The sequence below is a fragment of the Pseudomonas fragi genome (assembly GCF_025426255.1).
Classification (GTDB): Bacteria; Pseudomonadota; Gammaproteobacteria; order Pseudomonadales; family Pseudomonadaceae; genus Aquipseudomonas; species Aquipseudomonas kulmbachensis.
Window position 1 is genome coordinate 615,496 of sequence record NZ_CP104861.1, and the last position, 15,074, is coordinate 630,569.

The 15,074-nt window shown below is 55.9% G+C and carries 14 protein-coding genes; 5 read left to right on the forward strand and 9 right to left on the reverse strand.

Going from position 1 to position 15,074, the window contains the following annotated elements:
• Window positions 1-40: 40 nt before the first annotated feature.
• Window positions 41-2,647, reverse strand: coding sequence for a leucine--tRNA ligase (gene leuS / locus N7D90_RS02995; RefSeq protein WP_261740809.1), 2,607 nt, complete (start codon window positions 2,645-2,647; stop codon window positions 41-43).
• Between the two features lie 233 nt (window positions 2,648-2,880).
• Between leuS and N7D90_RS03000 the strand changes: the two genes are divergently transcribed.
• On the forward strand, window positions 2,881-3,180 hold the full coding sequence (locus N7D90_RS03000; RefSeq protein WP_261740810.1) for a hypothetical protein: 300 nt from the start codon (window positions 2,881-2,883) through the stop codon (window positions 3,178-3,180).
• Window positions 3,181-3,326: 146 nt separating this feature from the next.
• The gene (locus N7D90_RS03005) at window positions 3,327-4,088 is read left to right on the forward strand and encodes a YdcF family protein (protein ID WP_261740811.1); all 762 of its coding nucleotides are present in this window, start codon (window positions 3,327-3,329) and stop codon (window positions 4,086-4,088) included.
• Window positions 4,089-4,214: 126 nt separating this feature from the next.
• Here the strand turns inward: N7D90_RS03005 and lnt are convergent, their stop codons facing one another.
• From lnt to miaB, 5 genes are all read right to left on the reverse strand, one after another.
• Entirely contained in the window at window positions 4,215-5,738 is a 1,524-nt protein-coding gene (gene lnt / locus N7D90_RS03010; RefSeq protein WP_261740812.1) for an apolipoprotein N-acyltransferase, read from the reverse strand.
• A 21-nt stretch (window positions 5,739-5,759) separates the two neighbouring features.
• Window positions 5,760-6,599 carry an HlyC/CorC family transporter gene (locus tag N7D90_RS03015; protein ID WP_169873169.1) on the reverse strand — a complete coding sequence of 280 codons (840 nt, stop codon included), beginning with the start codon at window positions 6,597-6,599 and terminating at the stop codon, window positions 5,760-5,762.
• A gap of 40 nt (window positions 6,600-6,639) precedes the next feature.
• Window positions 6,640-7,098, reverse strand: a complete 459-nt coding sequence (gene ybeY / locus N7D90_RS03020; RefSeq protein ID WP_261740813.1) for an rRNA maturation RNase YbeY — start codon at window positions 7,096-7,098, stop codon at window positions 6,640-6,642.
• Window positions 7,091-8,110 carry a PhoH family protein gene (locus tag N7D90_RS03025; RefSeq protein WP_261740814.1) on the reverse strand — a complete coding sequence of 340 codons (1,020 nt, stop codon included), beginning with the start codon at window positions 8,108-8,110 and terminating at the stop codon, window positions 7,091-7,093. Before N7D90_RS03025 ends, ybeY begins: the two co-directional genes overlap by 8 nt.
• A gap of 190 nt (window positions 8,111-8,300) precedes the next feature.
• Complete coding sequence (gene miaB / locus N7D90_RS03030) at window positions 8,301-9,629, reverse strand: tRNA (N6-isopentenyl adenosine(37)-C2)-methylthiotransferase MiaB (protein WP_261740815.1); 1,329 nt, start codon at window positions 9,627-9,629, stop codon at window positions 8,301-8,303.
• A gap of 132 nt (window positions 9,630-9,761) precedes the next feature.
• Between miaB and N7D90_RS03035 the strand changes: the two genes are divergently transcribed.
• From N7D90_RS03035 to N7D90_RS03045, 3 genes are all read left to right on the forward strand, one after another.
• Window positions 9,762-10,088: a DUF1820 family protein gene (locus N7D90_RS03035; protein ID WP_019411970.1), complete on the forward strand. Its 327-nt coding sequence runs from the start codon at window positions 9,762-9,764 to the stop codon at window positions 10,086-10,088.
• 492 nt (window positions 10,089-10,580) lie between these two features.
• The gene (locus N7D90_RS03040) at window positions 10,581-11,078 is read left to right on the forward strand and encodes a glycine-rich domain-containing protein (protein WP_261740816.1); all 498 of its coding nucleotides are present in this window, start codon (window positions 10,581-10,583) and stop codon (window positions 11,076-11,078) included.
• Between the two features lie 7 nt (window positions 11,079-11,085).
• Window positions 11,086-12,345 carry a hypothetical protein gene (locus N7D90_RS03045; protein ID WP_261740817.1) on the forward strand — a complete coding sequence of 420 codons (1,260 nt, stop codon included), beginning with the start codon at window positions 11,086-11,088 and terminating at the stop codon, window positions 12,343-12,345.
• 2 nt (window positions 12,346-12,347) lie between these two features.
• Here N7D90_RS03045 and N7D90_RS03050 read toward each other — a convergent pair whose 3' ends face one another.
• The 3 genes from N7D90_RS03050 to thiE all read right to left on the reverse strand — a co-directional run bounded on the left by N7D90_RS03050 (window position 12,348) and on the right by thiE (window position 15,058).
• Window positions 12,348-12,896, reverse strand: a complete 549-nt coding sequence (locus N7D90_RS03050; RefSeq protein ID WP_261740818.1) for a tetratricopeptide repeat protein — start codon at window positions 12,894-12,896, stop codon at window positions 12,348-12,350.
• A gap of 223 nt (window positions 12,897-13,119) precedes the next feature.
• A complete protein-coding gene (gene hemL, locus N7D90_RS03055) occupies window positions 13,120-14,403 on the reverse strand; it encodes a glutamate-1-semialdehyde 2,1-aminomutase (RefSeq protein ID WP_261740819.1) in 1,284 nt (427 codons plus the stop codon).
• A gap of 31 nt (window positions 14,404-14,434) precedes the next feature.
• Complete coding sequence (gene thiE / locus N7D90_RS03060) at window positions 14,435-15,058, reverse strand: thiamine phosphate synthase (RefSeq protein WP_261740820.1); 624 nt, start codon at window positions 15,056-15,058, stop codon at window positions 14,435-14,437.
• Window positions 15,059-15,074: the final 16 nt, after the last annotated feature.

The window sequence follows — 15,074 nt, forward strand, 5'->3', positions numbered from 1 at the left end:
CTTGTTGGGCGCCCGTGCATGGCATGGGCGCCTGTTCCAGTTAGCTGGCGACGATATTGACCAGTTTGCCGGGCACCACGATGACTTTACGAATCGTCAGGCCTTCGGTAAACCGCAGTACGTTTTCGTTGGTACGGGCAGCGGCTTCAACATCTTCACGGCTGGCGCTGGCTGGCATTTCGATATGCCCGCGCAGCTTGCCGTTGACCTGGATAACCAGTTGCAGGGTGTCTTGTACCAGCGCGCTTTCGTCCAGGGTGGGCCATGCTGCGTCGATGATGGCGCCGGCGTGGCCTAGCTGGTTCCACAACTCATGGCTGATGTGCGGAGTGATGGGTGCCAGTACCAGTGCAACAGTCTCAAGACCTTCCTGCAACAGGGAGCGGTCTTGCTCGGTCACTTGCGGTGCTTTTTCGAGCACGTTCATCACGGTCATCACCTGGGCGACGGCAGTGTTGAATTTATGATGCTGGCCAACGTCCTGGCTTGCTTGCTTGATAGCATGGTGGATGGCGCGGCGAACGACTTTTTGCTCATCGTTCAGGCTGGCGATATCCAACGCGCCCGGCAGGCCTTGGCCTACGTGGGCATGGGCCAGGCGCCATACACGCTTGAGGAAGCGGTGCGAGCCTTCAACACCCGAGTCGGACCATTCCAGACTTGCGTCAGGCGGCGAAGCAAACATCATGAACAGGCGGCAGGTGTCTGCGCCGTATTGCTCGATCATGTATTGCGGATCGACGCCGTTGTTCAGCGACTTGGACATTTTCTGCGTGCCGCCGATTTCTACTGGCAGGCCATCAGTCTTCAGCTTGGCGCCGATGATCTTGGCCTTGGCATCACGTTCGATTTCCACGTCGTCCGGGTTGAAGTAGTCCTTGCCGCCGTTGTCCAGCGTACGGAAGTAAGTCTCGGCGATCACCATGCCCTGAGTCAGCAGGTTCTTGAACGGCTCGTTGGAGCTGACCAGGCCTTCGTCACGCATCAGCTTGTGGAAGAAGCGCGCATACAGCAGGTGCAAGATTGCGTGTTCGATGCCGCCGATATACTGATCAACCGGCAACCAGTGGTCTGCTGCCGACTTCTCGACCAGACCGCCTTCATAGTGCGGCGAGGCGTAGCGGGCGTAGTACCACGACGACTCGACGAAAGTGTCCATCGTGTCGGTTTCGCGCTTGGCCGGTGCGCCGCATTTAGGGCAGCTGCACTCATAGAATTCGGGCATACGCGCCAGTGGCGAACCTGCGCCATCGGGTACGACGTCTTCTGGCAGGATCACAGGCAACTGGTCTTCAGGTACCGGAACGTCGCCACAGGTGTCGCAATGCACGATCGGGATCGGGCAGCCCCAGTAGCGCTGACGGCTGATGCCCCAGTCACGCAGGCGGAACTGGGTGCGTGACTGGCCCAGGCCTTTGGCGGTCAAGGCGGCTTCGATGGCTGCGAATGCCTCATCAAAGTTCAGGCCGTCAAACTCGCCTGAGTTGATCAGAATGCCGTGCTCGTTATAGGCGTCCTGCCATGGAGCAGGGGATTCGTCGCCAGCACTGGTGCGCACTACCGCGGTGATCGGCAGGTGGTACTTGGTGGCGAATTCGAAATCACGCTCGTCGTGTGCAGGCACGGCCATGACTGCGCCGTCGCCGTAATGCATCAATACATAGTTGGCGACCCATACCGGGAGCTTTTCGCCGGTCAGCGGGTGTTCGACGAACAACGACGTTGGCAGGCCCTTTTTCTCTTGGGTCGCCATGTCGGCTTCGGCAACGCTGCCGCCTTTGCATTCAGCGATAAACGCTTGCAGCTCAGGGCTGTTTTGCGCAGCCAGGGTGGCGAGCGGGTGCTCGGCAGCTACGGCCACGTAGGTTGCGCCCATCAGGGTATCCGGACGGGTGGTGAAGACTTTGAGTGCGCCCGCTTCGCCGATGGACTCGACGTTGTAAGGGAACTGCACTTCCATGCCGCGGGATTTGCCAATCCAGTTGCGCTGCATGGTTTTGACCTGCTCAGGCCAGCCTGGCATATCGTCGAGGCCTTCGAGCAGTTCATCCGCGTAGGCGGTGATCTTGAAGTAATACATCGGGATTTCGCGTTTTTCGATCACCGCGCCCGAACGCCAGCCGCGGCCGTCGATCACTTGTTCGTTGGCCAGAACGGTCTGGTCCACCGGGTCCCAGTTCACGGTGCCGTTTTTACGGTAGATCACACCTTTTTCGAACAGGCGAGTGAACAGCCATTGTTCCCAGCGGTAGTAATCCGGCTGGCAGGTAGTGATTTCGCGGGACCAGTCAACAGCCAGACCCAGGCTACGCAGCTGGGTTTTCATGTAGGCGATGTTTTCGTAGGTCCACTTGGCCGGCGCGACCTTGTTTTTCATCGCGGCGTTTTCAGCCGGCATGCCGAAGGCGTCCCAGCCCATAGGTTGCAGGACATTCTTGCCAAGCATGCGCTGGTAGCGGGAGATCACGTCACCGATGGTGTAGTTGCGCACGTGCCCCATGTGTAGCTTGCCGCTTGGGTACGGGAACATCGATAGGCAGTAGAACGTCTCTTTGCCTAGATCTTCGCTGACTTCGAAGGACTTTTGGTTGTCCCAGAATGATTGGGCGGCGGCTTCTATTTCACGGGGCTGATATTGTTCGTGCATGGCTACTTGTACTAATAAAGGGTGGCCTAATCCTCTTCAACATAGACCGGCGACAGTGTTGCCGATCAGGTTGGAGCAGGGGTTACAGGAAGTCCCGTAGCATACATGACCCCGCTCTATCGAGGGAAACCCTGATTGCCACATCACTCCGTTGGTCGCGGCAGCACTCTGGTTTTACAAGCGCGGCTAAGCTCTGTCTGGGGGAGATTGATTTCCTTAAATGAGGTGAACGGATGGCAGAGTTGCAACGCAGCGTAGCAACATCGCAAGTGTATGAGCGGCTGATCGATCGTTTGAGTGTGGCTCTTGATTCAGCAAAGACGGCTGTCCAATTACGTGATGAACGTCCTGTCGAGTTGGAGTTGCGAGGCTTGAGTCGTGCCGAACTGGAGTTGATCAACATCTATTTGAACCGGATCGGGCGTGAGGCTGTAGAACGCTCGCAAGGCAGCATGAACCAACAGGATGCCCCTTATAAAGCCAAGGTCATCTGGCTCAAGGACAGGGTGCAGGGGGGAAGGGTCACCCGGTGATTCAAACCGGCCCTTCAGTGAAAATCGTATTAATCAGAGGTACACCCCGGGTTGATGCATAAGGCGATTGTGTTTGAGTTTCTAACCAGCGCTGTTGATGCGGTCACTCAACCCACTTAGGCTTCGGGCATCTTTGGAGATGCCCGATGCCTATTCGATATTTTTTGAAACAACTTCTTTTACCTCCCGGAATTCTTTTGCTGCTCCTGGTACTCGCCTGGTGGCTGCGGCGTTCACGCCCGCGTTTGGCGGGCGTACTGTTTGCCCTAGGGGTGGGCGGGCTTTGGTTGATGAGTTTGCCGATCATGGTGGAGTGGAGCGCCCGCTTGCTCGAGCGAGAGCCCGCGCTGGCTCAGAGCGAGTGGTCGACGCTGGCCGGGCGCGCTGACGCGATCGTGGTGCTGGGCTCAGGGCGTGAGCGGGGTGATCCGGCTTGGGGCAGTGATCAGCCGACAGGCATCGGCCTGGAGCGCCAGCGCTATGCAGCCCGCCTGGCCAAGGCATCAGGCCTGCCGGTATTGACCACAGGTGGGTTGCATTACGGTACGCCACCTAGCGAAGCGCAGTTGATGGCGGATTCGCTGCGTGATGACTTTGATGTGCAAGTGCGCTGGAAAGAAGAGAAAAGCAGGACCACGTGGGAAAACGCCAAAATGACAGCCGACATTCTGTTGCCGTTGGGTATCAAGCGCGTGGTCGTGGTAACTCACGGCTGGCATATGTCGCGTTCAGTTTGGTGCTTCGAAAAGGCCGGTTTTGAGGTGGTGCCCGCACCTGTCGGGTTCTTGAGTGCCGACAATGCGCGCCCGCTGGGGGGCTGGATGCCCGAATACAAGTCGTTCTGGCAGTCCGGGTTACTGATCAACGAGGCAGTGGGGCAGATTTCCTACCCGTTGTTTTATCGGTAATTGAGGGGAGTAACCTGCCTGCTGTGGGAGTGGGCCTGCTCGCGATGCAAACGCTGCGGTCAGTGATGCGTTCGCGAGCAGGCCCGCCCCCCCACAATGGCTTGTGAGCAGCGGGTTATGTGAGCACTAAACCGTCTTGGCAATCCGGCTGGTGATCAGTGCCCAGCCAATGAGCAGGCTGCACAGGATGATCAGCGGCCACGAGCGCCATTGCAGGTAAGGCGTGAGGTTGTGCATGGGCACTACTTCGCCATACATGATGCCTTGCTCGAACTGCGGGATTTGCGTGGTGATTTGCCCGAACGGGTTGATCAGTGCAGTCACGCCGTTGTTGGTCGCCCGGATCATCCAGCGCCCGGCTTCCAGGGCGCGCATTTGCGCCATCTGCAAGTGCTGCAACGGGCCAATCGAGGTGCCGAACCAGGTGTCGTTGCTAATGGTCAGCAAAATGTCGCTCTGGGCAGCAAGGCTGGCCACAAAGTCCGGGTACACCACTTCATAGCAAATAAGTGGTGCGATCTGATAACCCTTGGCTTGCAGCATGGCTTGCTCGGCCGGGCCGCGGGCAAAGTCGGACATCGGCAGATCAAAGAATGCGATCACGCCGCGCAGAACATCCTGAAGCGGTACGTATTCGCCAAATGGCACCAGTTTCTGCTTCAGGTAAATGCCATCGCCTTCACCGACGGCTGTAATACCGTTGAAGAATCGCGACTCGTGACGCACTTCCTGGCGGATCGGTACACCGGTAATCAACGCTGAATTTCGATCAGCGGCAAACCGGCCCATCATGGTCAAAAACCCTTCGGCATTTTCTTTGAGCACCGGGATAGCCGTTTCGGGCCAAACGATCAGATCGGCACGTTTGGAACTGAAGGTCATGTCGCGGTACAGGGCCAACTGCGCATTGAGCTGCGCCGGATCCCATTTCATGCTTTGTTCGATATTGCCTTGGATCGCAGCCACGCTTAGTGGGTCACCCGAAGGGCTGGTCCAGGCATGGTGCTTGAGCGCCAAGCCAATGCACCAAGGACCGAGCAGCAACACTACGCCAGCCACGACAAAGGCTTTACGTCGGGTCTTGATCAAGCGTGGCAGGTTGCACAGAAGGGCTACGGTCAGGGCCAGAGTAAACGAGATCAGCCACATGCCACCCAATGGTGCGAGCCCGGCCAGTGGGCCGTCGAGCTGGCTGTAGCCGGAGTACAGCCACGGGAAACCGGTGAGGAACCAGCCGCGGAAGGCTTCCTGGGCGACCCATAGGGCAGCAAACGCCAGTGCGTCGGCCAGCGGGGCTTCGTTACGGCGGATCCAGCGCGCCCACAACCAGGCGGGCAGGGCAAAGAACCAGGCAATCGCTGCCGTGAACACGAGCATCAGCAGTCCGGCCAGCATCACGGACGCGCCGCCGAAATGGTGAATGCTGTAGTAGATCCAGCTGGTGCCAGCGCCAAACAGGCCGAAGCCGAAACACCAGCCACGACCCAATGCCTGTTTGGGAGTCAGGTCGCGCAAGCCGAGGTAGAACACGGCCAAGGCAACGAGTGCTATTGGCCAGATGTCGAAAGGTGCCAACGCCAGGGTTGTCAGTGCGCCGGCCACCACAGCCAGCAAGTTACCGGGCCAGCCGGGGGAGGTTATCCAGCGCATTTCAATCCTTGGTGTTGAGGTTTAGCGGGCAATAGGCGTCAGGCGGATCAAGTGAATCCGGCGACTGTCAGCATTCAGAATGCGGAAGCGGTATGGGCCGATTTCAGTGATTTCGTTGCGTTTTGGCAAGTGCCCGAACGCGCTCATGACCAAGCCGCCAACGGTGTCGAATTCATCGTCGGAGAATTCAGTATCGAAGAACTCGTTGAAATTTTCGATCGGGGTCAGAGCCTTGATCAGGAAATCACCGCTGGGCAGCGGCTTGATGTAGCTGTCTTCTTCGACATCGTGCTCGTCTTCGATATCGCCGACGATCTGTTCCAGAACGTCTTCAATCGTCACCAGACCTGCCACGCCGCCGTATTCGTCAATCACGATGGCCATGTGGTTGTGGTTGGCGCGGAACTCACGCAACAACACGTTAAGGCGCTTGGACTCAGGGACAAAAGTCGCCGGACGCAGCAAATCCTTGATGTTGTACTTGTCGCCGTTCTCTTGAAGGATCAGCGGCAGCAGGTCTTTGGCCAGCAGGACGCCCAGGACGTCGTCGTGGCTTTCGCCGATCACCGGGTAGCGCGAGTGCGCGGCATCAATGATCGCCGGGAGAAATTCACGGGGGGTCTGGGTCGCCTTGATGCTGATCATCTGCGAGCGCGGAACCATGATGTCCCGTACTTGCAGGTCAGCCACTTGAATGGCGCCTTCGACGATGGCCAGCGCTTCACTGTCCAATAGTTTGTTCTGGTGTGCTTCGCGCAGCAGCTCAAGTAGCTCCTGGCGGTTTTTCGGCTCATGGGCAAAGGCCTGGGTCAGCTTACCTAACCATGACTTTTGCCCGTTGCTCGATCGGTCTTCGCTCATAGCGATTTACTCGTATCCCTTGGTAGTTTCAGTGGGTGTATCAAGTTTCGTCGTCTGCATACGGATCAGGATGACCCAGTTCTGCAAGCAACGTTCGTTCCAGTGCTTCCATTTCTTCGGCTTCTTCATCTTCTATATGGTCGTAACCCAGAAGATGCAAGCAGCCGTGAATCACCAGATGGGCCCAGTGGGCCTCAAGGCTTTTGCCTTGTTCAGCGGCTTCGCGTTCAACCACTGCTACGCAAATAACCAGATCGCCCAGCAACGGGATATCCAGAAATTCGTCGGGCACATCAGCCGGGAAGGACAGCACGTTGGTGGCGTAGTCTTTCTGGCGCCAGGTGTGATTCAACTCACGACCTTCGGCCTCGTCTACCAGACGAATGGTCATTTCCGAATCGGCGGTGCGCTGGCGCAGAGCCAGTTCGCACCATTGGCGGAACTGGTCTTCGCTGGGGGCTTTGGCCTCGGTGGCCAGTTGCAGGTCAAGCTCAAGCATCGTGACGGTAATCCTTTGCAGCGGGCAGTGCGGCCAGCTTGTCTGCGGCTTCCTGTTCGTAGCGGCCATAGGCTTCTACGATGCGCTGCACCAGCGGGTGGCGCACGACGTCTTTGGACTGGAAGTGGGTAAAGCTGATGCCCGGTACATCCTTGAGCACTTCGATGACATGGTTCAGGCCGGACTTGGTGCCTTTTGGCAGGTCAATCTGGGTGATGTCACCGGTGATCACGGCGGTGGAGCCAAAGCCGATACGGGTCAGGAACATCTTCATTTGCTCGACGGTGGTGTTCTGGCTTTCGTCGAGAATAATAAAGCTGTTGTTCAGCGTGCGACCGCGCATATAAGCCAGCGGCGCAACTTCGATCACTTGGCGCTCGATCAGCTTGGCCACGTACTCGAAGCCCAGCATTTCATACAGCGCGTCGTAGAGCGGGCGCAGGTATGGGTCGATTTTTTGCGACAGATCGCCGGGCAGGAAACCGAGCTTTTCGCCAGCTTCTACCGCCGGGCGTACCAGCAGGATGCGGCGGATTTGCTCGCGTTCCAGTGCATCAACGGCGCAGGCCACGGCCAGATAGGTTTTACCCGTACCCGCTGGGCCAATCCCGAAATTGATGTCGTTGCCCAAAATCTCTTTGACGTAGCGTTGCTGGTTGATACCGCGAGGGCGAATCATGCCCTTTTTGGTACGCAGCGAAACGCTGGCTTCAGCCACCGGGTTACTGGCGAGATCTTCTACGGCAGATTCCTGCAGGAATAGATGCACCATGTCCGGCGAAAGCTCGGAAGCCTTGGCTTCGCGGTACAGGCGGCGCAGCAGGTGTTCTGCTGAAGAGGTGGTTTTTGGGTCGCCGATCAGTTCGAACTGGTTACCGCGATTGCGGATTTCGATCGTCAGGCGTTGTTCGATCAAGCGCAAATGCTCGTCGAATTGTCCGCACAGATTGGCGAAACGGCGAGCCTCAAATGGCTCGAGAAGAAAACGATGTGGTTCGATGGGTGCGTTCAAGGTCGTATTTAGCCGCCCTTAGGCAATTGAGATGAAATCAAGGATAACGCTAGCAGGTCATGGGTGAAAGGACTTACTGATGCGACATAAAACCTGTAGCCGCTGCCGTAGGTTGCGATAGCCCACGAAGTGGGCCAAGGCCTTGAAGGCTATCCCATCGCAGCCTTCGGCAGCGGCTACAGGTTGTCTGTCAGTTCAGCAACGATCCACGTAACGAGTGCGGTTGGGCTGCATCAATGTGTACGTCGGCGAATTGCCCGATCAGCTGCGGGTTGTCGCAGCGGAAGTTAACGATGCGGTTGTTCTCGGTGCGGCCCTGCAGTTCGCCAGGGTCTTTCTTCGAGTAGTCCGTCACCAGAATCCGCTGGATGGAGCCGACCATTTGGCGACTGATCTCAAAACCCTGCTGGTTGAGGCGATGTTGCAGCGCGTTCAAACGCTCTTTTTTGCGCTCTTCTGGCGTGTCGTCAGCCAAATCTGCTGCTGGGGTGCCCGGGCGCTGGCTGTAGACAAACGAGTAGGAAAAGTCGAAGCCCACGTCTTCGATCAGCTTCATGGTCTGTTCGAAGTCTTTTTCGGTCTCGCCAGGGAAACCGACAATGAAGTCGGAACTGATGCAGATGCCCGGTACGGCCGCGCGCAGTTTACGTAGCTTGGATTTGTATTCCAGAGCCGTGTGGTTGCGCTTCATCGCCGACAGGATGCGGTCCGAGCCCGATTGCACCGGCAAGTGCAGGTGCTTGACCAGCTCCGGAACCTCAGCGTGAGCCTGGATCAGGCTGTCGGAGAACTCCAGCGGGTGAGAGGTGGTGTAACGGATGCGCTCGATGCCGTCGATTGCGGCCACTACCCGAATCAGCTCGGCCAGATCCGCCAGACGGCCGCCTTCGGTCAGACCGCGATAGCCGTTTACGTTCTGGCCCAGCAGGGTGACTTCGCGCACGCCGTTTTCAGCCAGGTGAATCACCTCGGCCAATACGTCATCAAACGGGCGGCTGACTTCTTCGCCGCGGGTGTAAGGCACCACGCAGAACGTGCAGTACTTGCTGCAACCTTCCATCACCGAGACATAGGCACTTGGGCCATCGATACGCGGTTCTGGCAGATGGTCGAACTTTTCGATTTCAGGGAACGACACATCGACCTGCGGCAGCTTGGTGAGGCGAGCAGCGTTGATCATTTCCGGTAAGCGGTGCAGGGTCTGCGGGCCGAAAACCACGTCCACGTAAGGGGCGCGATCACGGATCGCCGCACCTTCCTGGCTGGCAACACAGCCGCCCACGGCAATCACCATGTCGGGGTTGGCCAATTTCAGCTCACGCCAGCGGCCCAGTTGCGAATACACGCGGTCCTGGGCTCGCTCACGGATCGAGCAGGTATTAAGCAGGATGACATCAGCGTCTTCGGCGCGCGCCGTGACTTCCAGGGCCTGATGTTCACCCAGCAGGTCGACCATGCGCGAGCTGTCGTACTCATTCATCTGGCAACCGTGGGTTTCGATGTAAAGCTTCTTGGCCATGGGTGTTCATCAAGTGATTCAAAGAACCGCGCATTATAGGGGTCATAGCCGTTGCTTCCTAGCATTGTGCGTCCGACGGCTATGCTATAGTTCGCGCCCTCTTTTATACCTCCAGATGCTTACCCGCCCACCATGACCAAACGTGAAGCTCCAATCTACAAGGTGATTTTCCTTAACCAGGGCCAGGTGTTCGAAATGTACGCCAAGCAGATCTACCAAAGTGATCTGTGGGGCTTCCTGGAAGTAGAGGAATTCGTCTTCGGTGAGCGTACGCAAATGGTCGTCGACCCGAGCGAAGAAAAACTCAAAGCTCAATTCGAAGGCGTGGTGCGCAGCTTTGTGCCGATGCACTCGATTGTGCGTATCGACGAGGTTGAACGCTTGGGTACGCCGAAAATCAGCGAAGCCCGTGGCGTCAGCAACGTAATGCCATTCCCGTTTCCGATGCCGGAAAAGTAAGGACTCTACTTTTTAGCGCGTCCTCTCCTCTTGTATAGCGTTGGGTGCTTCTATCCGCTCAACGTGCACGTCTATAAATAAGTTTGAGCTATCCGTTACTAACAAAGTTGCTGTTCAATCAGCTCTTTAGCTTGGGTGCGTTTTGTATTTGAAATTTCGAGTGTGTATGTAGGAAATTGCTTGCGAGAAATTGGTCTTCGTCTGTCTAGGATTTTTGTTGAGTTGTCTTTTTGTTTGGGTGTATTTTTTTGTTGTCAGCTATTCGGCTGGCCATTGATATTTATGTGGAGATATTGAAATGAAAGCTTCTAGTAAAGTATCGACCGTAGATCAAGTTAAGCCCGCTCAGAAACTATCTGTCGAGGCCATGAAGGTGCTTGCCACTGCGAACAATAATGGAAGTGGCGGTCATTGTCAGGGCGGAGGTGATGGTAACTGGTAATAAGGTGTTGCTGCCGGCTTAAATATCGGCAGCTTAATGGAGGGGCTTTTATGGCCAACAAATACGGTGATATTGTTAAAACACTTCCTCATTCAATGGAGGTTGTTGTTGGCGATAGGGTGCTGCCAACCTTGGAAGAAGCCGTGGCGCATATTAACGGTATGGATTTCAATCTGATAAAAAACAAACTTATGTCGGGTGATAGGCTGTTGTGTCGGAAGTGGGTGCCTTTAGAGGTTGAGATTGCGATACAGTATTACAAGAATTTTCTTTTTTTGAACAAAAAATATGCTCACTTGTATCCTGTTCTCCCTCCTTTACTTGAGGTGGATGAGGTGTGGCATCATCATATAATGGACACTCGGCAGTATAAGTATGACTGTGAAAAAATATTTGGTTACTTTTTTCATCACTATCCATACTTCGGAGTGCGAAGTGCAGAGGATGAAGTTAACCTGCACGTAGCGTTTGAGGTCATGCAGGCGCTGCATGAAGTTGAGTTTGGTAAGAAAATGATTTCTGTGTGGGGAGTAAGTGATGCGCTATGAAAGATTCATGCGTCGCTCTTTAGTACCTCTCATCACCAGTCGAATCATGCCATATTGCGGGATAACACTCTTGCTGGCCTTGGTGGCTCACAAGCACGCGAGTGACTTGGCGTTGATTTCTTACGTACTGGCGATTTTTTCTGTAGTGGCCGTGATGCTGTCAATGTCATTGGGGGCGACGGGTAATTTAATCGCGGAGCATTCGGATGACGACCAGGAAAAAACGCATTTGTTTCGCGGTGGCTTCAGCGTTTCACTAGTAATGGCTGTGGTATCACTATTGATTGGCTTCGTAATACTCGAGTTGATTGCCGATTTGCCGGGAGCCCAAATGAATATTGATAAGGTTCATTCGTTGGCGGTTATTTATCTCGGTGCGATACCGTTATTGGTCATTAATACGTTTCTCCATTTTTTTCATGAGGCGAATGGACATGCTCGAGTGTGTTCGATAATAAGATTGGGTGTCACGATGTGTTCGGGTTTGTATGTAGGATTGGCTTCTTTTGCTGCAGGTGTCGAAAATTTTATTTATTGGGCAATGGGGTATTTTTTATTCGGTGAAGCCTTATTGCTGCTCTGTCTGCTATGGCTTTCATGGAAGCGCAACTTCGACTTTTGTCCGATGTATTGTAAACGGACAGTGCGAAATGTTATCAGGTTGGGTTTTCCAATCGCTTTTGGATTGGCAGGGCAGAAGCTGTATTTTTATTTATTGAATGAAAGGTTGGCGGCAGAAGCGTCTGCGCGGGTAGCTCAATTATCGGTTTATATGTCGGTGGTGGGGCTGTTTATGATTCCTGTTGTTGCGTACTGCCAGGCTCATAGTCTTTATATCAGCAGGCACGTCGAGCAACGTTTAACTTCTTATGGGAAAGGTCAGTTGGGGTTGTTGATGTTGATTGTGCTGCTGCTCTGTGCACTGTTAGTGGTAGGCCATTCTCTTTTCTTTTGGTTGGGCGAGAAAATAGTTGCGTTCAATCGTGATGCTTTTATATCAGTCGGCTATCTGTTGGTGAGTGGTTCGGTTTTATCCCTGAGTACCTCCCATTTGCGCGGTCTGCGCGATACCCTTGCGCCTCAATTGATGATGAACCTGGTTATGTTAAGCGTCTTGGTGCCAATTATTTACTTCGTCAGTTCCGAGGCAGCCGATATCCATTTTTACCTCAGATTGCAAAGTGCAGGCCTGTTCACGGGTTTTATTTTACTGCAACTGCGTATCTGGCATATGCACGTCAAAACGGTCAAACCAGCCACGGTTTGAAGTCAAGGCAACGGCGAAAACGGCGAGCGGGCGTCGGTCGATTGCAGTTCTTGCAGGTACTTGCGGAAAATCTGCCCCAGGATCTGGGTGGCGGTTTCCAACTGGTCACGAGGCATTTGCTCTGCCACCAGGTCGGCGGTGTCCAATGCGTCTTCGGCGCCGTTTACTGCGGCCATTTTCAGCACGATATACGCCTGAATGTTATTGGCCGGTACGCCTTCGCCCTTGAAGAACATGGTGCCGAGCTGGAACTGGGCCATGGCGTGGCCTTGCAGCGATGCCTGCTCGAAGTAACTTAGGGCCTGATTCAGGTCGCGAGGTGTGTTTTTACCGTCGTAATAGAACTCGCCTAACTCGTATTCGGCTTCTGCATCCCCGGTTTTCGCTGCCTCTACGCATGCCGCAAGCGCCTCGGCGAGGTCTTCAGGCTGAGTATTGAGGGTGCAGCGACCCATCGCTGGGATCAACAACGAGTTACCGCCTGCCTGGACAAGCAGCGGTTGTAGGAGCAACAGGCAGCCCAGTGCAAGGGCGCGGCCGGTGCGGTTCATGGGAATCGACGTACCTCTGAAAGACGGGTTAACCCGACCGTGGGATATATAGGCGCGCATTATGAAATAAGCAGAGGCAACCTTACAAAGTCTTTACTCGTTTTTCTGCTGCGTGACCGCGATATCCATTGATTTAAGACGATTTTGGACGGGCGGGGTAAAAGATCAGGTCATTACGGGCATAAAAACCGGCAAGGGCATTAACCCTTGCCGTTTTTGTTGGTCACTTCAGTGCGGCAAATGCGCGCTCTGCAGCGTCCAAGGTCAGTTGCAGCTCGGTTTCGCCGTGGGCGATCGAGGTGAAACCGGCTTCAAAGGCACTTGGTGCCAGGTACACGCCACCTTCAAGCATCAGATGGAAGAAGCGCTTGAACAGGTTGGCATCGCTGGCCATCACGTCATCGAAGGTGACGATGTCATCCGCGCCGCTGAAGTACAGGCCGAACATGCCGCCAGCCTGGGTGGTGACGAATGGAATGCCGGCAGCATCGGCGCGTTGTTGCAAGCCATCCAGCAAGCGTGTGGTGTAGTCGCTCAGCTCGGCGTGGAAGCCCGGGCGGCTGATCAGGCGCAAGGTGGTCAAGCCTGCCGCCATTGCCAACGGGTTGCCGGAGAGCGTGCCTGCCTGGTAGACCGGGCCCAGTGGCGCAATGTGCTGCATGATTTCGCGCTTGCCGCCAAAGCAGCCGACCGGCATGCCACCGCCAATGATCTTGCCGAAAGTGCTCAGGTCCGGGGTTACGCCGTAGTGGGCTTGAGCACCGCCGAGGGCAACACGGAAACCGGTCATCACTTCGTCAAAAATCAGCACCACGCCGTGCTTGTCGCACAGGCTGCGCAGGCCCTCAAGGAAGCCCGGCGCCGGTGGTACACAGTTCATGTTGCCGGCCACCGGCTCGACGATGATGCAGGCCACGGTGTCGCCGACTTCGCCCAGCAGTTTTTCAACCGCGTCGATATCGTTGAACGCAGAGGTCAGGGTGTGTTTGGCGAAATCAGCTGGAACCCCGGCTGAGCTTGGCACGCCTTGAGTCAGCAGGCCGGAACCGGCCTTGACCAGCAGGCTGTCGGAGTGGCCGTGGTAGCAACCTTCAAACTTGAGGATGTTGTCGCGACCGGTGAAACCACGGGCCAGACGGATAGCGCTCATGGTGGCTTCAGTGCCGGAGCTGACCATGCGCACCATTTCCATCGACGGCACAATGGCGCATACCAGGTCGGCCATCTCGGTTTCCATGGCGGTCGGGGCGCCGTACGACAAGCCGTGCTCCAGTTGCGCTCGCACGGCGTCCAGTACCTCTGGATGGCTGTGACCCAAAATCATCGGGCCCCACGAGCCTACGTAATCCACATAGCGCTTGTTGTCTTCGTCGGTTACGTAGGCGCCTTCGGCATGTTTGAAGAACAGCGGGGTGCCGCCCACGCTCTTGAAAGCACGCACAGGCGAGTTCACGCCGCCGGGGATGTGTTTCTGGGCATTGGCAAACAGGGTTTCGGAACGAGACATGCTGGGCTCTCTCTGAATCAGGATTCGGTATTTAAATAGACAGCAAGGTGTTGAATGCCTTGGCGCGTCGAGTAACTTCCTGGGCACTTTCGGCGCCAAACAGGCCATGTACCACGGCCAGCAGATCTGCACCGTGGGCAACCAGTGGCGCGGCGTTATCCAGGGTTATGCCGCCAATCACGCAAATTGGCAGGCTGAGACGGGCCCGTGCCTGGTCCAGCACATCCAGGGTCGCGGTAGGGGCGCCGGGTTTGGTGCTGGAGTTGAAGAACCGGCCAAAGGCGACATAACTGGCGCCTTCCTTGGCGGCCTGCTCGGCCAGCTCAATCTGGCTGTGGCAGGTCGAACCAATAATGGCATGGCGCCCAAGCAGTGCCCGGGCCGGGGTCAACGGGCCATCGGTTTGCCCAAGGTGGACGCCAACACCCAGGCGCGCGGCCAGTTCGGCATCGTCGTTGATGATCAAGTGCGCCTTGTAGCGCTCGCACAAACCGCGCAAGGCTTCGGCTTCGCGCAGGCGGCGGGCGTCATCGCTGCTTTTGTCGCGATATTGCAACAGCGTCAGGCCACCATCGAGGGCCGCCTCAACAAAGGGCAGCAGTTTGCCCGCGAGCAATTGGCTATCAGTGATTGCGTACAGGCCGCGCAGTGTCATGGGTCATGCCTCATTC